This window comes from Pseudomonas sp. SK, assembly GCF_012975065.1.
Taxonomy (GTDB): Bacteria; Pseudomonadota; Gammaproteobacteria; order Pseudomonadales; family Pseudomonadaceae; genus Aquipseudomonas; species Aquipseudomonas anuradhapurensis.
The window spans coordinates 3,779,346-3,798,609 of sequence record NZ_CP051857.1 but is presented as its reverse complement, the minus strand read 5'-3'; the positions used below and the strand labels follow the sequence as shown (position 1 = coordinate 3,798,609).

Genomic DNA, 19,264 nt, shown 5'->3' with positions numbered 1-19,264 from the left:
CTCGCCAGGGTCAGGGGGATGAGTGGGTGACAGGTTGCGCGGCGCGTTGCACCTGCTCCCACACCCGCAGGAAGTTGCCGCCCCAGAGCTTGGCAATGTCCGCTTCGGAGTAGCCGCGGCTGATCAGTTCGGCAGTGACGTTGCGCGCCTCGCTGGCGTTCTGCCAGCCGTCGATGCCACCGCCTTCGTTGAAGTCCGAGCTGAGGCCGACGTGGTCGATGCCGACCTTGCGCACCGTGTAGTCGATGGCGTCGCCGTAGTCCTTGAGGGTGGCTGGGGGTTCGTCTTCGAGGATGCCGTACAGCTCGTTCGCATACTGGCCGACCTTCTGCTCCGGCCAGCCGGCGATCACCGGGTCGCCCGGCATCAGTGCGTAGTTGAGGTCGGCCAGCGGCGGCAGGGCGTAGCGCGTGCGCAGTGCGTTGAGTTTGTCCTGGGTCTTGCTGCTCAGCGGCTTGAGGTAGGTGGAAAAGGCCACCAGCTGGACCACGCCGCCACTGCCCTTGATCAGTTGCAGCTCCTTGTCGGAAAGGTTGCGCCTGATGTCGACCATGGCCCGTGGCGCCGAGTGCGACGCCACCACGGGCGCGCGGCTGAGGGCGACGGCCTGGGCCAGCGCCTTGCTGGACATCTGCGACACGTCGATGATCACGCCCAGGTCATTCAGCCGTTGCACGGCGCGCTTGCCGAGCGGTGACAGGCCGCCCAGCGCATCGGCAGTGTCATTGAAGAACGGCAGCGGGCGCGAGGAATCGGCCCAGCTGTTGTTGCCCACGTAACTGAAGCCGAACATGCGCACCCCGCGTGCGGCCCAGCGGTCGAGCTGGTCGATGTCGTCGCCCAGGGCGTAGGCGTTGAGCATGCTGAGCAGCACCGCGAACTTGCCCTCGCCGTGCAGGCGCCGAAAGTCTTGCGGGGTGTAGGCGATGCCGACCTGTTGCGGGAAGTCGCGGACCATCGCGCTGATGGCGTTGTAGCGCACCTCCTGGGTATGCCGGGCGGCTTCGACGAAGCCTGGGGTAGGGCGGTGCGGGCCTGTGTTGCCAGTCCACGATTCGGGCCAGGCGAATATCGTCAGGGCGGCGCCGGACAGGCGCCCGCGTGCAGCCTTGGCCAGGTCGAAGCGGCCAGCGCCGTCCTTGTCCGCCTCACTGCCTTCGGTGCCGAAGGTCAGCGGCAGGGTGACATGGCTGTCGAACGAGAGGATGCGTTCCTGCAGGTCGTTGGCCTGGCGCATCACCGCTCTGGAGTAGCCGGCAGGCGTGGCGAAATAGTGCCAGGCAGCAAACCCGGCGCCAGCGGTAAGCGCAGTGGCCAGGCTGATAAACAGGGCTTTGTTCCAGCGTGAAGTCGTCATCTTGGTCTCAGTAGGTTCACCGTCGAGGGATGGGCACAGAGGCCGCCGCTACCTGCAGTGAACGAGCTTGCAGCGCAGAAATTTAGCCGCGGCCTCTGGCCCTGCCGGTTAAATTTCGCCGCCCATGCAACGTTCTAGCGTTGGACGGGCCGTGCTCCATGGCCGCAATGAATGCACAGGTATGCAATGACGATTTCGCGACGCGGTTTCATCGCCGGTGTGGCATTGACGGGCGTGGTGGTGCCCGCTGCGGTGGGGGCGCTGTATCAACAGCGGCAGAGCGCCGCCGAGGAATTTCCGCAGACGCCAGGCGAGGCCGTTGTCGAGTTGGCCGATACCGGCCTGCAGCAGTTGGGCGATGCCCTGCGCGGCGTCTGGCGCCTGACCCTGCTGGGCGAGGAGGCGGGCCTGCAGGGTTTGCCGGCGGGCGACCTGGAGCTGTTGCTTGACGTTGCAGGCAATGGCCGCGCCCTGCGCGGTTATCTGGATACCCCCGAGCGCCTGCGTGCGGCGGCGGAACCGCGCTACCGCGTGGTCGGCGACTTGCTGGCAGACAAGCCGGGCAGCTTGCGCTGGCGGCTGTTGTCGCCGCAGGCACGCTACGAATGCCATGTCGTGCTCGACGAGGTGTGGGGGCGTTTCGGTAACGCCGGGCCGGCAACGCTCAATGGGCGCATCGCGCGGCTGGACCGGGCGTTGTCGTTGCCGCTGCAGGACAACCACTTCCTGGCGTTGAAACGCAGCTTCCCGGAAGCCCGGGAACGGACCCCGCTGAACCCGCGATTGCTGGCCTGGCTGACCACAGCGGAGCATCGCCTGTTCCATCAGCTGTGGCACGCCTCGCGGGACAAATGGCACAAGCTGGCCAAGGACAAGCAGGGCGCCCTGCGTGGCCTGGGCTGGCAGCCCGGGCCGCGTGACCGCGAGCGTGATGCGCGTGGCCGGCACAAGGACCGCAATGGCTCGGGTGAGGACTTCCTGTTCATGCACCGGCATATGCTTGGCAGCGCTCGGGCGTTGCAGGAGCTGCCGTCCTGGCCGCGCTTCCCGCTGCCGCAGCCGGAACTGGAGCGCGACCGCGCCGGGTTCGCCCGCTACTTCGACAACCATGATGGCAACGCCCTGCCGCCGACCTGGCAGGCCAGCGGTGACGCGGAGTACAGCCAGTGGGTGCGCGACATCAAGGCTGCGGATACCTTCCATGGCAACTTCCAGGTCTGGGAGTCGCGCTATACCGACCCCGAGTACCTGAGCACGCTGACCCTGGCGCAATTCGGCTCGGAGCTGGAACTGGGCCTGCACGACTGGTTGCACATGCGCTGGGCATCGGTGCCGCGCGACCCCGCCAATGGCATGCCGGTGCCGACGGCGCGCACGCCGGATGATTTTGCCGAGCGTTGGTTCACCGCCCACAACGACTTCCTCGGGGACCCGTTTTCCTCCCATGTGAACCCGGTGTTCTGGCGCTTTCATGGCTGGATCGACGACCGCATCGAGGATTGGTTCGAGGCCCATGAACGCTTGCACCCTGGCGAGGTCAGGCGCCTGCAGGTCAACGGTGTGCCGTGGTTCGCCCCAGGGCGCTGGGTGGCCGTGGCGGACCCGTGGTTGGGGCCGGATACGCACGGCTGCTCGACGGTGCCGGGGTTGCGGCCTGGGCGCAGTGTGGAGATGGACCCGGAAACGATGAAGCTGGCGTTGCGCATCATCTACAGCGATGACGGCCTGTTCGACACGTTGCAGCCCAAGGTGCCGCAGCGACCTTGGTATGCGCGCAACCTGAAGGTGCGGAGCTAGCCGCTGCCTGTACCGGTCCTATCGCCGGCAAGCCAGCTCCCGCCGGTACAGCGCATGCCTTGAACCCGGCGCAGGCCCTGCGGGGCCGGCTTGCCGGCGATAGGGCCGGTACCGGCGACCTACTGCTTGACTCCCCACCCCCCACCCAAGGCCTTGTACAACGCCACGCTGCCCTGCAACCGCGCCAGGCGCAGTTGCGCCTGCTGGTCCTGCGCCACATACCAGGTGCGCTGGGTTTCCAGCACGCTCAACAAGGTCTCGGCGCCTGCGCCATAGCGCCGTTGCGCCAGCTCGAATGCCAGCCGGGCCTGCTGCACTTCTTGATCTTGCCACTGGCGCTGGCGATCGACGCCATCGATCGCATTGAGCGCCTTCTCGACATCGGCAAAAGCGGCCAGGATGCTGCTGCGGTAGGTCTCCAGCAATTCCGCCTGTTCGGCTTCGGCCAGCTCACGTGCGGCGCGCAGCCGGCCATGGTTGAACAGCGGCGCGACCAGGCCGCTGCTGAGGGTGTAGTAGGCGCTATCGAACAGGTGGGCGAAGGTGTCGGCACCTGCCCCCAGGTTGGCGCCGAGGGTGAGCTTGGGCAGCATGGCCGCGCGGGCGACGTGCACATTGGCGCTGGCAGCGGCCAGACGCGCTTCGGCAGCGGCAATGTCCGGTCGGCGAGTGAGCAGTTCGCTGGGCACGCCGCTGCCGATGGCCGGCCACTGCAGGCTGGTGATCGCTTCCTGGCTGGTGGGCAACGACTGCACCGGGTCGCCGAGCAGGGTCGCCAGGGTGACCCGGCTGTCCTGCCACTTCTGTTCCAGCAACGGCAACTGGCGTTGCTGCGCGGCCACCAGGCTGCGCTGCTGGGCCAGCTCCAGGCGCGTGGCGGAACCGCTGCGCTGGCGCGCTTCGACCAGGCCCAGCAGATCCTGGGCATTGCGCAGGTTCAGGCGGGCGATGCGCAGCTGTTCTGCCAGGGCCAGCCCCTGCAGGTAACTGTCGGCCACGGCACTGACCAGGGTCAGCTCAACGGTCTGGCGGTCGAAACGGCTGGCCTCCAGGCTGCGCAAGGCCTGCGCGCGGGACGCCCGCAGGCCGCCCCAGAAGTCGATCTCGTAGCTGGCGCTGAGTTGTATATCGAACGAGGTGCTGGTCGGTTCGCTGCGGCTGACATCAAGCTGGTCGTAGCCATCGCCGTGCAGCAGGCGTTGGCGGCTGCCGTCCAGGCCCAGCTTCAGCTCCGGCAACAACGGCGCGCCGGCAATCACCGCGCGGGCCTGGGCCTGGCGCACCCGCGCGGTGGCGGCGGCCAGGTCGTAGGCATTGTGCAGGGCACGCTGCACCAGGCGGTCCAGCTCGCGGCTGGCGAACGCGTGCCACCACTGGAGCGTCGGCGGTGGTGCCGAGGGTGATGCGCCTGCGCCTTGCCAGGCGAGCGGGGCGGCCAGGTCGCTGGCAGGCGGGGTTGGCGTGCTGCAGGCGGCGAGGCATACGCACAGGGGCAACAGGCTGATGCGGCTAGGCAGAGTCATGGATTATTCGCTGGTAAGGGCTTTGACCGGGTCGAGGCGGGCGGCCTTGCGCGCGGGCATGAAGCCGAACACGATGCCGGTGACCACGGCGCAGGCGAAGGCGCCGAGCATGGCAGGCAGGGCAAAGGCCACCGCCACATCTGCCAGCATCAGGCCGGCGCCGATGGCCAGGGCCAGGACGATGCCGGCCAGGCCGCCAACCATCGACAGCAGCACCGCCTCGCTGAGAAATTGCCGCAGGATGTCGCGCTGGCGTGCGCCGGTAGCCATGCGGATACCGATTTCGCGGGTGCGCTCGCGCACCGTCATCAGCATGATGTTCATCACCCCGATGCCGCCCACCAGCAGCGAGATCGCGGCAATCGCCCCGAGCATCAGCGACAGGCTGTTCTGCGTGCGCGCTTCGGCCTGGATCAGTGCCGCGTCGTTGCTCAGCTCGAAGTCCCGGCGCCCGTTGTGGCGCTGGCGCAGCAGCTGGTCGATGGCCGCTTCGGTTGCGCCGACCTGCGTGGAGTCGAGGGCGGCGACGGCGATGTAGTCCGGATCGCGCTGGCCGAACAGGCGAATGGCGGCTGCCGAGTAGGGCACCACGATGCGCCCGTCGCTGTCCTGGTCGCCAGAGCTGGCCCCCTTGCCAGCCAGGATGCCGACCACCTGGAACGGTACATTGCCGATCAGCAGGTACTGCCCTAGCGGGTCGCGCCCTGGCGCGAGCATCTTTTCCCGCACTTTCTGGCCGATTACCGCCACCGCTGCGGCGTTGGCTTCATCGCTATCGGTGTAGAAGCTGCCGTGCACCGCCGGCCAGTTGAAAATCTCCGGGAAGCGGGTGTTGTTGCCGCCCACATAGAACCGCTGGCTGTTGTTGCCGTGGCGCACCATCATCTTTTCTCCGAGTACCGGCATCACGTGCCTGACCTGCGGCAACTGGCCAATGGCGGCGACATCGTCGAGGCTGATGGTGCCGGCCTGCTCGCCCAGGCTCGCCGGCTTGCCATTGAGGTAGAGGATGTTCGAGCCGAAGGCGGCCATTTGCGCCATGACCTGGCGTTTGCTGCCTTCGCCCACGGCCAGCATCACTACCACCGAGGCAACCCCGATGACGATACCCAGCAGGGTCAGCGCGGTGCGCAAGCGGTTGACCCACATCACCCGCCAGGCAGCCTGCAGGGCTTCGCGCATTTCGCCCCGCCAGGCCCCGCGCAGGGTCGCGCCGTGATCCAGGCGTTGCCGCAACTGCTCGGCCTGCAGCCCTCGGCCGTTGTCAGGCGGGGGCAGGGCGCTGGCCGAATCGCTGACGACCAGGCCGTCGCGGATTTCGATCACTCGCTGTGCCCGCGCCGCCACATGGCGGTCGTGGGTGATCAGGATGATCACGTGGCCCTGGCTGGCCAGCTGGTCGAGCAACGCCATCACTTCGCTGCCGCTGTGGCTGTCGAGCGCACCGGTGGGTTCGTCGGCGAGGATGATATGGCCGCCGTTCATCAACGCCCGGGCGATCGATACCCGCTGCTGCTGGCCGCCGGACAACTGGTGCGGGCGGTTGCCGGTGCGGCTGGCCAGGCCCAGGCGGGCGAGCAGGGCGCTGGCGCGGGCGTGGCGTTGGTGGGCGGCGATACCGGCATAGATGGCCGGCATTTCGACGTTTTCCTGGGCTGAGCCGGAGGGGATCAGGTGGTAGCCCTGGAATACGAAGCCGAACGCCTCGCGGCGCAACCAGGCCAGTTCGTCGCTGCCCAGTTCGGCCACGTCCTTGCCGGCGAAGCGATAGCGGCCGGACGTGGGCCGGTCGAGGCAACCGAGGATGTTCATCAGCGTCGATTTGCCGGAGCCGGAAGCGCCGACGATGGCGACGAACTCGCCGGGGTGGATGCGCAGGCTGATGCCATGCAGGATATCGACCTTGGGCGTGTCGACGCCGCCGTAGGATTTACGAATGTCGACCAGTTCGATCAGGGGTGTGCTCATTCAGCCTCCGCGCACGCCAGGGGCGCCGATCACCAGGCGTTCGCCTTCATTCAGGCCGTCCAGCACCTGCACCCGCAGGCGGTCACTGAGGCCGGTGCGCACCTGGCGCTGTTCCACCTTGCCGTCACGGGTCAGCACATGCGCCAGGCGCAGGCCATCGGCGTCGTCCAGCGCTGCCCGTGGCACGGTCAGCACCTGGCTGGCTTTGCCGGCGACGAAGAATACCTGGGCAGTCATCTCGGCCATCAGCGCACCATCCGGGTTGTCGACATCCAGCAGCACGCTGTACTGCACCACCTGGTTGCCGGCGTTGCCATTGCTGACGCTGGCCGGGCTACCGCCGCCCTGGCTGGCCTGGTCCAGCGGCTTGGGCGGCACCGGCAGCACCTGGCGCACGGTGCTGGTCCAGCGGCGCTTGCCGCCGGCCAGGGTGGTGAAGTACGCGGTCATGCCCGGCTTGACCTGGCCGATGTCGGCCTCCGATACCTGGGCCCATACCGTCATTGGCGAGAGCCTGGCGATGCGCAGGATCAACGGGGTTTGCTGTTGGGCGTTGAGGGTTTGCCCCTCGCGCGCGTCCACCGCCACCACGGTACCGTCCATGGGCGCGTAGATGCGGGTGTAGCCCAGCTCGGCCTCGTCGCTGCGCAGGCTGGCCTGGGCCTGGCGGATCTGCGCCTGGAACATGTCGATGCGCGCCTGGGTGACTTTGAGCTGGGCAGCGGCGGTCTGCACGTCCTCGTCGCGGGTGGCGCCCGCAGCGGCCAGGTCACGCTGGCGCTTGAGCTGCTGCCGTGCCAGCTGGAACTGCGCGCGTTGTTCGGCCAACTGGGCCTTGAGGTTGTCGATCGAGTAGCGGCCGGCATCCAGCCGCGCCTGCTGGGTGGAAGGGTCGATCTCGACCAGCAGCTGGCCTTTGCGCACCGTATCGCCAACCTCGACGTGCAGGGTGTGGATCTGCCCCGAGGCCTGCGCCCCGACATCCACGTAGCGCCTTGGTTGCAGGGTGCCCAGTGCGGTTACGCTGCTTTCGATGTCGGCGCGGGTCACCGTGACCGTGCTGAGCGGCTGTGCAGCGGAGGGCAGTGCCGTCCAGGCCAGCAGGCTGCCCAGGCCGAGCAGGCCCAGGCCCGTGAGCAGGGCCCGGCGACGGGTAGTGGTTAAAGGTCTCATGCAGACGTCCAGCCGAGGGGGTGCCAGATAGACGAAAGCGGCGGGAGGGGATTTAGCGGATATCGTGCGGGGTTGGTACGGCGACAGCGAGGTGGCGCCTGTGAGATCGAGCGCTGCCCGCGCAGCGCATCGCGGATGAATCCGCTCCTACATTTGTTTCGGGCCAGTAATGCCTGTCACAAGCGCGCGCGGCCGCCTGGTTCATACCACGCAAATTACCTAATGCGTCAAAGCGCCCTCGCGCAAATTGCCCAGGAATAACTCGCCCGAAACAAATGTAGGAGCGGATTCATCCGCGATGCGCTGCGCGGGTGGCGCTCGATCCAACAGGCGCTGAAACCCTACAGCCAAACCCGTGTTGCTGAGAATCATTATAATTTGTAAGATCGCAGGTTGACATCACTCGGTCCCGCTGCTGCCTGAAAGGGCTCTCTGGCCAGGCTGGCAGGACCCTCTCAGGTAACGTCGTGGAACATTACTATCGCGAACTGGTGGGCTTCCTTTCAGCGCGCCTGGGCAGTCGCCAGGCCGCTGAGGATGTGGCGCACGATGCTTACCTGCGCGTGCTGGAACGCACCGACGGCGAGCGCATCGAGCACCCGCGTGCCTTCCTTTACCGCACCGCGCTCAACCTGCTGGTCGACCGCCACCGGCGGCACCTGGTACGCCAGGCCGAGCCGCTGGAGGTGCTGGACAGCGATGAACGCTGGCACACCCCGGCGCCGGCGCATGACCTGCAGCTCGACCAACGCCTGGCGCTGATGCAGCGTGCCCTGGATGAACTGGGCAAGGTCTGCCGTGACTGCTTCTTGCTGCGCAAGCTCGATGGCCTGTCGCACCAGCAGATTGCCGAGCGCCTGGGCATTTCCCGCAGCCTGGTGGAAAAGCACATTGTCAACGCCATGAAGCACTGCCGGGTGCGCATGCGCGAATGGGAATGCTGATTGCCGGGTGGCCGCCGAATGAAAAAATCCATCGGCCCGTCACTTGATTTCTGCATCTTTCCCGGCTTCTATCAAAGAAGACCCCTGCCAGGCTCGGACCTGGCAGTAGCCGCCACTGGCGCAGTATGGTCATGGAGCCTACCCATTACCCACTGCCCAGGCCCGACCATGGCAAACAAGACCCTGCGCATCCTCATCGCCGACGCAAACCCGTGCCAGCGCCTGCAACTGGAGCGGCTGCTCAATGGCCTGGGCTATTACCGGATCGCCCCCGTGGACAGCTTCGAGGAGCTGCAGCGCCTGGTGCTGTGTGCCCTGCAGCCTTTTCACCTGCTGCTGGGCAATATCGAGCTGGCCAGCCATGCCGGGGTCGACCTGGAGCGCTTCTGCCGCGTCAGCCCGCAGATCCAGCATGCCCTGCTGTATCACACCACCCAGCTGGCAGTGCCATCGGTGCCATCCAGCGAGCGCCAGGCGGTCAGCCTGAGCCTGCCGCAGGTGCCCGATAACGATGCGCTGGAGGCGTTCATGGCGATCATCGATACGCCGTTGCAGGTGGGCAAGCTGCCGCTGCCGGGCGCCCTGTCAGCGACACCGGGGCGATCCCTGGGGCGCGTCAATTTCTCCTACACGGTGTTCAGCCGCTAGCGCTGCCGTGGGCGGGGCAAGGGGACAGCGATTTGCTATCCTCTCGCCCTTTGCCGATGTGCGGACCCTGCCATGACTGCCAACGATACCGCTTACCCGCCCCGGTTCAGCCGCGGCGACCACCGGACCCTGGGCCTGGCGGCGTTGGGCGGCGCGCTGGAAATCTACGATTTCATCATTTTCGTGTTCTTTGCGCTCACCCTCAGCCAGCTGTTCTTCCCGCCTGAAATGCCCGAATGGCTGCGCCTGCTGCAAAGCTTCGGGATTTTCGTCACTGGCTACCTGGCGCGGCCGCTGGGTGGCATCCTGATGGCGCACTTCGCCGACCATCTTGGGCGCAAGCGGGTTTTCAGCCTGAGTATCCTGATGATGGCCCTGCCTTGCCTGCTGATCGGGGTGATGCCGACCTACGCCGACATCGGCTATGCGGCGCCGTTGATCCTGCTGGCCCTGCGTATTCTGCAGGGCGCGGCGGTGGGCGGCGAAGTGCCGAGTGCCTGGACCTTCGTCGCCGAGCACGCGCCCGCCGGGCGGCGTGGCTATGCCCTGGGCTTCCTGCAGGCCGGGCTGACCTTCGGTTACCTGCTGGGGGCGTTGACTGCGACCCTGCTGGCGCAGCTGTTCACCGCGCAGGAAATTCTCGATTACGCCTGGCGCTACCCGTTCCTGCTGGGTGGGGTGTTTGGTGTGATCGGTGTGTGGCTGCGCCGCTGGCTCAGCGAAACCCCGGTGTTCCTTGCCTTGCGTGCGCGCCAGCAACAACCGGTGAGCTTCCCGCTGCGGCGGGTGTTGGGCGAACACCGGCGGGCGTTGATCCCGGCGGCGCTGCTGACCTGTGTGCTGACCTCCGCCGTGGTGGTGCTGGTGGTGATTACACCGACGGTGATGCAGCAACGCTTTGGCATGACGGCCGGGCACACCTTCGCCCTGAGCAGCGTGGGTATCGTCTTCCTCAATATCGGTTGCGTGCTGGCCGGCCTGCTGGTCGATCGCGTTGGCGCCTGGCGCGCGCTGATGTTCTACAGCCTGCTGCTGCCGTTGGGTATCGGCGTGTTGTATGCCAGCCTGGTAGGGCAGTGGGGCATGACCTGGCTGGCCTATGCGCTGGCCGGCCTGTGCTGTGGCGTGGTGGGGGTGGTGCCGTCGGTGATGGTCGGGTTGTTCCCGGCCGAGATCCGTGTGTCGGGTATTTCCTTCACCTACAACGTGGCCTATGCGCTGTGGGCCAGCACCACGCCGCTGGCGCTGATTGCCTTGATGCCGTGGAGCCCGTGGGTGTGTGCCGGATTTTGCCTGATCATGGGCGCGGTGGGGTTGCTGACGGCGCTCTATTTCGGGCGTCGTGAGCCGTTGCCGTTGAGTGAGCCCGACTTCCTGCCGACGCGGTGCCTGTAGGAGCGGCCTTGTGTCGCGATGGGGCGCGCAGCGGCCCCAAGGTCTGCGCAGCGGCACGGACTACCGGGGCCGCTGCACGCCCCATCGCGACACAAGGCCGCCCCTACACGGGCCAGCAGCGCCAGGGGACAGGTAAAACAGAAAGCCCCCGGCTCGTGAGAACCGGGGGCTTTTCGTTAACGCAAGGGCAGGGGCTTACATGTTCGGGTAGTTCGGCCCGCCAGCGCCTTCAGGGGTAACCCAGGTGATGTTCTGGGCCGGGTCCTTGATGTCGCAGGTCTTGCAGTGTACGCAGTTCTGCGCGTTGATCTGGAAGCGCTTGCTGCCGTCTTCCTGGCTGACCACTTCATACACACCTGCCGGGCAATAGCGCTGCGCCGGCTCGTCGTACAGCGGCAGGTTGCTGGCGATCGGGATGTTCGGGTCGGTCAGCTTCAGGTGGCAAGGTTGTTCCTCTTCGTGGTTGGTGCTGGAGAGGAATACCGAGCTGAGCTTGTCGAAGCTGAGCTTGCCGTCCGGTTTCGGGTAGTCGATCTTCTGCGAGTCGGCCGCCAGCTTCAGGCAGGCGTAGTCCGGCTTGGTGTCGTGCAGGGTGAACGGCAGCTTGCCACCGAACCAGTTCTGCTCGACATAGTTGAACGCACCACCGAGGATCGGACCGAACTTGTGGATGGCTGCGCCAAAGTTGCGGCTGGCGAACAGTTCTTCGTACAACCAGCTGGCCTTGAAGGCGCTGACGTAGCCGTTCAGCTTGTCGCCGCCTTCGCTGCCGGCGGCCAGCGCATCGGCGACCGCTTCGGCCGCCAGCATGCCGGACTTCATCGCGGTGTGGCTGCCCTTGATCTTGGAGAAGTTCAAGGTGCCCAGGTCACAACCAATCAGCGCGCCGCCATCGAACACCATCTTCGGCAGCGAGTTCAGGCCACCTTTGGCAATTGCGCGGGCGCCGTAGCTGATCCGCTTGCCGCCTTCGAGGTACTGGCTGATCACCGGGTGGTGCTTCAGCCGCTGGAATTCATCGAACGGCGACAGGTACGGGTTGGCGTAGGACAGGTCGACGATCAGGCCGACCACCACCTGGTTGTTTTCCAGGTGATAAAGGAACGAACCACCGGTGTTGTCCTTGGCCATCACATCCAGCGGCCAGCCGGCGGTGTGCACCACCAGCCCCTGTTCGTGCCTGGCCGGGTCGATTTCCCAGATTTCCTTCAAACCGATGCCGTAGTGCTGGACGTCGGCTTCGCTGTCGAGATTGAAGCGCTTGATCAGCTGCTTGCCGATGTGGCCACGGCAGCCTTCGGCGAACAGGGTGTACTTGGCGCGCAGTTCCATGCCCGGGGTGTACAGGCCATCCTTGGGGTTGCCTTCACGGTCGACGCCGAGGTCACCGGTGACGATGCCGCGGACTACGCCGTTGTCATCGAACAGCGCTTCCTGGGCGGCGAAGCCCGGGTAGATTTCCACGCCCAGGTTCTCTGCCTGCTGGGCCAGCCAGCGGCACAGGTTGCCCAGGGAGATGATGTAGTTACCCTGGTTGTGCATGGTCTTGGGCACGAACAGGTCAGGCACCTTGGTCGAGCTGCCAGCATCCTTGAGCACGTAGATGTCGTCGCGCTTCACTTCGGTATTCAGTGGCGCGCCAAGGGCTTTCCAGTCGGGGAACAGCTCGTTCAGGGCACGGGGCTCGAACACCGCGCCAGAGAGGATGTGGGCGCCGACTTCAGAGCCTTTTTCCACCACGCAGACGCTGATTTCGCTACCGGCTTCGGCGGCCTTCTGCTTCAGGCGGCAGGCGGCGGACAGGCCTGCCGGGCCGGCGCCGACGATGACCACGTCGAATTCCATGTACTCGCGTTCCACTGGTTCTCTCCTACTCATCAAGGCTCGTGCTGTTGCTGGGTCTTATGGGTGCGCGGGGGCATTCGCAGCGGTTCTACGCAACGGCGGAACTGTAGCTGGGCAAATGACGGACTACACCGTTTTGTCTTGGCCGCGCATTATATCTACACCACTTGGCGGGTCCAATACAAACGTTTGTTTGAATTTGCCGCAGGCCAGTAAAATCGCAGGAACGCGGCTGGAGGATGACCCATTTGCCGTATTGACCGGATTGGGTGTTACGGTCAAGATACGAGCGGTTTTACGTTCGCCGTAGGCTTGCAGCCGGGCGCAGGTACACCTCTAAAGACCAGCTGTGGAGCAGGGTTCTGCGGCCTCCGGCCGGTTTGTAGTGGAGTTTACACGCCACGACAGAAAATGACCCGTGAGTATTTGACGCAAGCGTCCGGACACGACTGTTCGGTCACTCTCAAGTTACTGCCTCCCGGTACGTTTTTAGAGGTGCCCTTGTACCCACGCGCATCGCCGGGCAATGACCCCAGGCGACTATCTATTCACCGGAGAGTAACGAGGAATCCATGAAGGTTCTTGTAGCTGTCAAACGAGTGGTCGACTACAACGTCAAGGTTCGCGTCAAGGCGGACAACTCCGGCGTCGACCTTGCTAACGTCAAGATGTCCATGAACCCCTTCTGCGAAATCGCCGTGGAAGAAGCCGTGCGCCTGAAGGAAAAGGGCGTTGCCAGCGAGATCGTCGTGGTCTCCGTCGGCCCGACCACCGCCCAGGAGCAGCTGCGTACCGCCCTGGCCCTGGGGGCCGACCGCGCCATCCTGGTCGAAGCCGCCGACGAACTGAACTCCCTGGCCGTGGCCAAGGCACTGAAAGCCGTTGTCGACAAGGAGCAGCCGCAACTGGTCATCCTCGGCAAGCAGGCCATCGACAGTGACAACAACCAGACCGGCCAGATGCTGGCGGCGTTGACCGGCTTTGCCCAGGGCACCTTCGCCTCCAAGGTGGAAGTGGCTGGCGACAAGCTGAACGTCACCCGTGAAATCGACGGCGGCCTGCAGACCGTGGCCCTGAACCTGCCGGCCATCGTCACGACCGACCTGCGCCTGAACGAGCCACGTTACGCGTCGCTGCCGAACATCATGAAGGCCAAGAAAAAGCCGCTGGAAACCGTTACTCCAGATGCGCTGGGCGTTTCCCTCGCCTCCACCAACAAGACCCTCAAGGTTGAAGCACCGGCTGCCCGCAGCGCTGGCATCAAGGTCAAATCGGTGGCCGAACTGGTCGAGAAGCTGAAGAACGAAGCGAAGGTAATCTAAATGACTATCCTGGTTGTCGCTGAATACGAGAACGGTGCCGTAGCCCCGGCCACCCTGAACACTGTTGCTGCTGCCGCGAAGATCGGTGGTGATGTCCATGTGCTGGTCGCTGGCCACAACGTCGGTGGCGTTGCCGAGTCTGCTGCGAAGATCGCTGGCGTGGCCAAGGTGCTGGTTGCCGACAATGCAGCCTATGCACACGCCCTGCCGGAAAACGTCGCGCCGCTGATCGTCGAGCTGGCCAAAGGCTACAGCCACGTGCTGGCCCCGGCCACCACCAACGGCAAGAACATCCTGCCGCGCGTTGCCGCGCTGCTGGACGTGGACCAGATCTCCGAGATCATCTCGGTCGAGTCCGCCGACACCTTCAAGCGCCCGATCTATGCCGGTAACGCCATTGCCACCGTGCAGTCGAGCGCCGCCATCAAGGTCATCACCGTGCGTACCACCGGCTTCGACGCCGTGGCGGGCGAAGGGGGTTCGGCTGCCGTCGAAGCAGTTGGCGCCGCGCACAACGCCGGCATCTCGGCCTTCGTCGGCGAAGAGCTGGCCAAGTCCGACCGCCCGGAACTGACCGCTGCCAAGATCGTCGTTTCCGGTGGTCGTGGCATGGGCAACGGTGACAACTTCAAGCACCTCTACAGCCTGGCCGACAAGCTCGGCGCTGCCGTCGGTGCTTCGCGCGCCGCGGTCGACGCGGGCTTCGTGCCCAACGACATGCAGGTCGGCCAGACCGGCAAGATCGTTGCGCCGCAGCTGTACATCGCCGTCGGTATCTCCGGCGCGATCCAGCACCTGGCCGGCATGAAAGACTCCAAGGTGATCGTGGCGATCAACAAGGACGAAGAGGCACCGATCTTCCAGGTTGCCGACTACGGCCTGGTCGCCGACCTGTTCGAAGCGGTTCCGGAGCTGGAAAAGCTGGTCTGATCCGCCTGCTTCACTTATAAAGAACCCGGCCCTCGTTTCGAGGGTCGGGTTTTTTTATGGGTTGAGGAGTGAGGGATGACGTTGCGCGGAACGGGCAGGGTGCTGGCATGCATGGCGGCGTTGCTGGCGCCGCTGGCCATGGCGGCCGGCAAGTGTGAACGCCTGGTGGCCACTGGCAGCCCCGATGCGCCGCCCTATTCATGGCAAGACCCGAACGACCCGAAACACCTGATCGGCGCCAACGTCGACCTGCTGCGCCAGGTGGCCGAGGAGCTGGGGCTGAAGCTGGAGGTGCTCAACGCCGGCCGTCGTGACCAGGCGCTGGAAGAGGTGCGCAGCGGGCGCATGGACCTGTTGCTCGACGCCCCGATGCAGGTGGAGCAACTGACCGCGCTCGACTACCTCCACCCACCCCTGCAGCTCAACGAATACCTGGTGTGGACCCGTCACGATGCCGAACTGGTGTTCGATGGCCCGGCGGACCTGGCCAGGTACCAGGGCAGTGTGTCCGAGCATGCACGGCTGACGCCGGCCTTCAGCGCCTTCGTCAAGGCGCAGCTGAAGTTGGTGCCGGCGCAGAACCTGACCCAGGCATTCCAGAAGCTGGTGCTTGGCCAGGTCGACTATGTGCTCGCGGGCCGCTATGCGGGCATGGCGATGGTGCAGAGCCTGGGCATGAGCAACCAGCTGATTGCCCGCGGCCTGCCGGTGGACCGGCCAGGGCTGTACTTGGCCGTGTCGCATAATTCCGCCTGCAATGACAGCTGGTTGCGTGGGCAATTGGCAAAAAAACTGACAGAATTGCCGATCTCCGGTGCGTCCGAGACCGTGCTGCAGCGTAATGTCGAGCGCTGGAAAGCACAGCTGCAGGTGCCCTCGGACGCCCCCAAACACTAGGAAGATTGCGTGAGAACCCAACCACTAATCCTTGCCCTGGCCGTGCTCGGCCTGGCTGGCTGCGCCAACGATCCGGCTCCTGTCGAGCAGATGCGTATTTCCGAGCAGGCGCTGGAGCAGGCCAAGGCCGTCGGTGCCACCGAGCAGGTCGAAGCGCTCAAGCTGGCCGAAGACAAGTTGGCCCGGGCCAAGACCAACATGCTCACCGAAGACTACCGCGATGCGCGCATGCGCGCCGAGCAGGCCGAGCTGGATGCGCGCCTGGCCGAAGCCCAGGTGCTGAACCAGAAGAGTGAAGAGCAGCTGCAGCTGCTGCAGTCGCGGGTCAAGCGCCTGCGCAAGCAGTTGGAGGTGCAGCCATGATCCGCCGTGCACCAATGGCCGCGCTGGCAGTGCTGGCGTTGGCGGCAGGTTTGCAAGGTTGCGCCAGCCAGCGCAGCAGTGCCGCACTGGATGATGCCAGCGCCGCCTTCCAGCAGGTCAAGGACAACTCCGATGTGCTGCGCAGTGCCCCGCGTGACGTGATCCGCGCAGGCGAGTCGCTGGCCCGCGCCGAGCGCCTGTCCAGCTACATCGGCACCGGTGCCGACGTGCGCCATTACGCCTACCTCAGCCAGCGCTACAGCGAGATTGCCAGCGAGCATGCCAAGCTGGCGCTGAACCAGGAGCGCCAGGCCAAGCTCGACCTGGAGCGCCAGCGCCTGCAGCTGGCCTTGCGCGAGGCCAAGCTGGCCAGTGTGCAGCAGCAGGGCAAGTGGATCGAATCGCAGATTGCCGCGCTGGCCTCGGAGCAGACCGATCGCGGCCTGGTGATGACCTTGGGTGACGTGCTGTTCGACACCGGCCGTGCCGACCTGAAGAACTCGGCCAGCCGCACCGTGCTCAAGCTGGTGCAGTTCCTGCAACTCAACCCGCGCCGGGTGGTACGGATCGAAGGCTATACCGACAGCACCGGCACGGCCGAGGACAACCTGAAGCTGTCGCGTGACCGGGCGCAGGCCGTGGCTGACATGCTGGTCGACCTGGGCATTGACGAGAAGCGCCTGCAGGTCGAGGGCTATGGCGACCAGTACCCGATCGAGGCCAATGCCTCGGAGCGGGGCAGGGCGCAGAACCGCCGGGTGGAGATCGTGTTCTCCGATGACAAAGGCAGGCTCGCACCGGCGCGCTGAAACCTGTCAAGGCGGCCGCTTTACGGCCCATTGCCGGCAAGCCGGTTCCCGCAGGAATTGCACAGGGGGTGAGATCTGTACAATCCCTGTGGGCGCCGGCTTTTCGTCGATGCCCCCGGATTTCAATGTTTATCACTGTCACGCAATTGTATTGTTGACTATCTTGCGATCTGTCCCCGTACACTTTGCAACTGTTACGGTATTCTCTACCCTCAGTGAGCGACACAAGAACAACGAGTCCGTCCGCGCGTCGAGAGCCAGCCATGACCAACCTGCTGCTGTACCAGCGTATCGCCCAGCAACTGGCCGATGACATCCGTCGCGGTGTCTACCAGCCAGGCGAGCGCGTACCTTCCGTGCGCAAGATGAGCGCCCAGCTCAACGTCAGCCATGCCACGGTGCTGCAGGCCTATGCCAACCTCGAAGACCAGGGGTTGATCCGTGCGCGGCCGCAGTCCGGCTACTACGTGCACCAGACTCCGGCGCTGACCGCGCAGACGCCGGACATCGCCCGCGTGGAGCGCCCCGGCCTGGTGACCCGCGCCAGCATCATCCAGCAAGTGCTGACCGAGGCGCGCCGCGACGGGGTGTTCCCGTTCGGTGCCGCCGTGCCGCATGTCGATTACCTGCCGGTCCGTGCCTTGCACCAGCAAATTGCCAAGGTGACGCGCTTTCACAGCCCGCGTGCCTTCAGCTACATGTTCAGCCCCGGTTTCGAACCGCTGCGCCGGCAGATCGCCATCCGCATGCGCGATGCCGGCGTGCTGGTCGACCCCCGTGAAGTGATCGTGACCCATGGTTGCGTCGATGCGTTGCAGATGTCGTTGCGCGTGCTGACCCGCCCTGGCGACCTGATCGCCGCCGAGTCGCCCACCTATTACGGCCTGTTGCAACTGGCTGACCTGTTGGGCCTGAAGGTGATCGAGATTCCCAGTGACCCGTCCACTGGCATCAGTCTCGAGGCGTTGCAGCTGGCGGCCAACCAGTGGTCGATCAAGGCGCTGGTGCTGACGGCGCGGTTGAGCAACCCGCTGGGCGGCACCGTGCCGGAAGAGCGGCAGAAGCAGTTGCTGCGCCTGGCATCGGATTTCGATATCCAGATCGTCGAGGACGACATTTACGGCGAATTGATGTTCGAGCAGGGCAAGACCAAGGCGCTGAAGGCGTTCGACCGGCTGGACCGGGTGATCTACTGTTCGAGCTTTTCCAAGACCCTGTCCCCGGGGGTGCGCGTTGGCTGGATGATAGCCGGGCGCTATCAGGACGAAATCCAGCGCCTGCAAACCTTTACCACCCACTCGGCCTGCAGCGTGACGCAGATGGGGGTGGCGGCCTACCTGGAGAATGGCGGTTACGACCGGCACCTGCGTTACATTCGCCAGGAGTACCGCAAGAACCTCAGTGCCTACCAGCTGGCGGTGCAGCAACATTTCCCCGAGGGCACCCAGATGACTCGGCCGACGGGCGGGTTTATCCTGTGGGTGAGCTTGCCGGGGCGGGTCAATACCCAGGAACTGCATGTGCGCGCGCTGGAGCAGGGTATCAGCATTGCGCCGGGGCTGATCTTCAGTAATACCGAACAGTTCAACCACTGTATCCGCCTTAATTGCGGCATCCCGTGGAACAAGGAAGCCGAGCGCGCGGTGATTACCCTTGGGCTGTTGGCCCAGCAGTTGTGCCGTGAACCGGCGGCTGCGCTTCTGTAGGCTTGCCACGCGCCTGCGGAACAGGGAGCATACGCACTTTTCCTGCCAGTCTGTCCATTTGCCATGATTGCTTTGCGCCGTTTTGCCTTGATCTTGTGCCTTGCTCCGCTCTGCTACCTTGGCACAGGCCAGGCTGCGCAGCCGGCAAGCCAGGCGCAGGCGGCCCAAGGCAAACCGGCGCCCAAGGCGCAGGCCAGGCCCGTGCACAAACCAGCGGCAAAGAAGGCTGCCAACAGCAAGGCCAGGCCAGCCCGCAAGCCGGTGAGCCAGGCCGTTGCCAAGCCACTGCCCAAGGCCAGGCTCGACCTCAGCCTGCCGGCCGAAATGGTCGACAGGCTGCAGCCGGAAGTCGGTAGCCCTTCACCGATCCAGCGGCGCCAGCCCCTGCTGCCGCCACTGTTCACGGAAAAGCCAGAGACCGACGACAGCCCGTTCCAGCTCAATGGCCGGCTGATCAACAACGAGATGCAGCTGCAGCTGCGCAATGACAGCCGTCGTGACGTGGAAGGGGCTGCCATTGATTTCGAGTACCGTCAGTAGCGGCCAAACTGACTGCTGGGTCATGGCAGATTTCATCATGCCAGCAA

16 protein-coding genes are annotated in these 19,264 nt (G+C 65.2%); 11 read left to right on the top strand and 5 right to left on the bottom strand.

Going from position 1 to position 19,264, the window contains the following annotated elements; translation table 11 throughout:
- Positions 1-10: 10 nt before the first annotated feature.
- On the bottom strand, positions 11-1,357 hold the full coding sequence (pvdM, locus tag HG549_RS17475) for a pyoverdine-tailoring dipeptidase-like protein PvdM (protein WP_170030886.1): 1,347 nt from the start codon (positions 1,355-1,357) through the stop codon (positions 11-13).
- Positions 1,358-1,543: 186 nt separating this feature from the next.
- On the opposite strand from pvdM, the gene HG549_RS17470 reads away from it, so the two are divergent.
- Positions 1,544-3,154: a PvdJ/PvdD/PvdP-like protein gene (locus HG549_RS17470; protein ID WP_170030884.1), complete on the top strand. Its 1,611-nt coding sequence runs from the start codon at positions 1,544-1,546 to the stop codon at positions 3,152-3,154.
- Positions 3,155-3,273: 119 nt separating this feature from the next.
- Here HG549_RS17470 and HG549_RS17465 read toward each other — a convergent pair whose 3' ends face one another.
- From HG549_RS17465 to HG549_RS17455, 3 genes are read right to left on the bottom strand one after another with little or no spacing between them, the layout of a single operon-like run.
- The gene (locus HG549_RS17465; RefSeq protein WP_170030882.1) at positions 3,274-4,677 is read right to left on the bottom strand and encodes an efflux transporter outer membrane subunit; all 1,404 of its coding nucleotides are present in this window, start codon (positions 4,675-4,677) and stop codon (positions 3,274-3,276) included.
- A 3-nt stretch (positions 4,678-4,680) separates the two neighbouring features.
- Positions 4,681-6,645, bottom strand: a complete 1,965-nt coding sequence (locus tag HG549_RS17460; RefSeq protein ID WP_170030880.1) for a MacB family efflux pump subunit — start codon at positions 6,643-6,645, stop codon at positions 4,681-4,683.
- Entirely contained in the window at positions 6,646-7,818 is a 1,173-nt protein-coding gene (locus HG549_RS17455) for an efflux RND transporter periplasmic adaptor subunit (RefSeq protein WP_170030878.1), read from the bottom strand.
- Between the two features lie 467 nt (positions 7,819-8,285).
- Here HG549_RS17455 and HG549_RS17450 point away from each other — a divergent pair, with 467 nt between their 5' ends.
- The 3 genes from HG549_RS17450 (at position 8,286) to HG549_RS17440 (ending at position 10,805) form a co-directional block, all read left to right on the top strand.
- Positions 8,286-8,762 carry a sigma-70 family RNA polymerase sigma factor gene (locus tag HG549_RS17450; RefSeq protein WP_170030876.1) on the top strand — a complete coding sequence of 159 codons (477 nt, stop codon included), beginning with the start codon at positions 8,286-8,288 and terminating at the stop codon, positions 8,760-8,762.
- A 168-nt stretch (positions 8,763-8,930) separates the two neighbouring features.
- A complete protein-coding gene (locus tag HG549_RS17445) occupies positions 8,931-9,410 on the top strand; it encodes a histidine kinase (protein WP_170030874.1) in 480 nt (159 codons plus the stop codon).
- A 72-nt stretch (positions 9,411-9,482) separates the two neighbouring features.
- The gene (locus HG549_RS17440; RefSeq protein WP_170030872.1) at positions 9,483-10,805 is read left to right on the top strand and encodes an MFS transporter; all 1,323 of its coding nucleotides are present in this window, start codon (positions 9,483-9,485) and stop codon (positions 10,803-10,805) included.
- A 195-nt stretch (positions 10,806-11,000) separates the two neighbouring features.
- Here HG549_RS17440 and HG549_RS17435 read toward each other — a convergent pair whose 3' ends face one another.
- A complete protein-coding gene (locus HG549_RS17435; protein WP_372241581.1) occupies positions 11,001-12,665 on the bottom strand; it encodes an electron transfer flavoprotein-ubiquinone oxidoreductase in 1,665 nt (554 codons plus the stop codon).
- Positions 12,666-13,222: 557 nt separating this feature from the next.
- Here HG549_RS17435 and HG549_RS17430 point away from each other — a divergent pair.
- The 7 genes from HG549_RS17430 (at position 13,223) to HG549_RS17400 (ending at position 19,217) form a co-directional block, all read left to right on the top strand.
- Positions 13,223-13,972, top strand: a complete 750-nt coding sequence (locus tag HG549_RS17430; RefSeq protein WP_025339979.1) for an electron transfer flavoprotein subunit beta/FixA family protein — start codon at positions 13,223-13,225, stop codon at positions 13,970-13,972.
- Complete coding sequence (locus HG549_RS17425) at positions 13,973-14,902, top strand: electron transfer flavoprotein subunit alpha/FixB family protein (RefSeq protein ID WP_170030868.1); 930 nt, start codon at positions 13,973-13,975, stop codon at positions 14,900-14,902.
- 75 nt (positions 14,903-14,977) lie between these two features.
- Entirely contained in the window at positions 14,978-15,799 is an 822-nt protein-coding gene (locus HG549_RS17420; protein WP_170030866.1) for an ABC transporter substrate-binding protein, read from the top strand.
- 9 nt (positions 15,800-15,808) lie between these two features.
- Positions 15,809-16,162 carry a DUF4398 domain-containing protein gene (locus tag HG549_RS17415; RefSeq protein WP_170030864.1) on the top strand — a complete coding sequence of 118 codons (354 nt, stop codon included), beginning with the start codon at positions 15,809-15,811 and terminating at the stop codon, positions 16,160-16,162.
- Entirely contained in the window at positions 16,159-16,971 is an 813-nt protein-coding gene (locus HG549_RS17410; protein ID WP_170030862.1) for an OmpA family protein, read from the top strand. The genes HG549_RS17415 and HG549_RS17410 overlap by 4 nt, the downstream gene beginning before the upstream one ends.
- 263 nt (positions 16,972-17,234) lie before the next feature.
- Positions 17,235-18,677, top strand: coding sequence for a PLP-dependent aminotransferase family protein (locus HG549_RS17405; RefSeq protein WP_025339975.1), 1,443 nt, complete (start codon positions 17,235-17,237; stop codon positions 18,675-18,677).
- A gap of 63 nt (positions 18,678-18,740) precedes the next feature.
- The gene (locus HG549_RS17400; RefSeq protein ID WP_170030860.1) at positions 18,741-19,217 is read left to right on the top strand and encodes a hypothetical protein; all 477 of its coding nucleotides are present in this window, start codon (positions 18,741-18,743) and stop codon (positions 19,215-19,217) included.
- Positions 19,218-19,264: the final 47 nt, after the last annotated feature.

Bases quoted from the DNA above. Each gene is read 5' to 3' on its own strand.
- pvdM (WP_170030886.1), bottom strand. From the start codon at position 1,357: ATGACGACTTCACGCTGGAACAAAGCCCTGTTTATCAGCCTGGCCACT.
- HG549_RS17470 (WP_170030884.1), top strand. From the start codon at position 1,544: ATGACGATTTCGCGACGCGGTTTCATCGCCGGTGTGGCATTGACGGGC.
- HG549_RS17465 (WP_170030882.1), bottom strand. From the start codon at position 4,677: ATGACTCTGCCTAGCCGCATCAGCCTGTTGCCCCTGTGCGTATGCCTC.
- HG549_RS17460 (WP_170030880.1), bottom strand. From the start codon at position 6,645: ATGAGCACACCCCTGATCGAACTGGTCGACATTCGTAAATCCTACGGC.
- HG549_RS17455 (WP_170030878.1), bottom strand. From the start codon at position 7,818: ATGAGACCTTTAACCACTACCCGTCGCCGGGCCCTGCTCACGGGCCTG.
- HG549_RS17445 (WP_170030874.1), top strand. From the start codon at position 8,931: ATGGCAAACAAGACCCTGCGCATCCTCATCGCCGACGCAAACCCGTGC.
- HG549_RS17440 (WP_170030872.1), top strand. From the start codon at position 9,483: ATGACTGCCAACGATACCGCTTACCCGCCCCGGTTCAGCCGCGGCGAC.
- HG549_RS17430 (WP_025339979.1), top strand. From the start codon at position 13,223: ATGAAGGTTCTTGTAGCTGTCAAACGAGTGGTCGACTACAACGTCAAG.
- HG549_RS17425 (WP_170030868.1), top strand. From the start codon at position 13,973: ATGACTATCCTGGTTGTCGCTGAATACGAGAACGGTGCCGTAGCCCCG.
- HG549_RS17420 (WP_170030866.1), top strand. From the start codon at position 14,978: ATGACGTTGCGCGGAACGGGCAGGGTGCTGGCATGCATGGCGGCGTTG.
- HG549_RS17410 (WP_170030862.1), top strand. From the start codon at position 16,159: ATGATCCGCCGTGCACCAATGGCCGCGCTGGCAGTGCTGGCGTTGGCG.
- HG549_RS17405 (WP_025339975.1), top strand. From the start codon at position 17,235: ATGACCAACCTGCTGCTGTACCAGCGTATCGCCCAGCAACTGGCCGAT.
- HG549_RS17400 (WP_170030860.1), top strand. From the start codon at position 18,741: ATGATTGCTTTGCGCCGTTTTGCCTTGATCTTGTGCCTTGCTCCGCTC.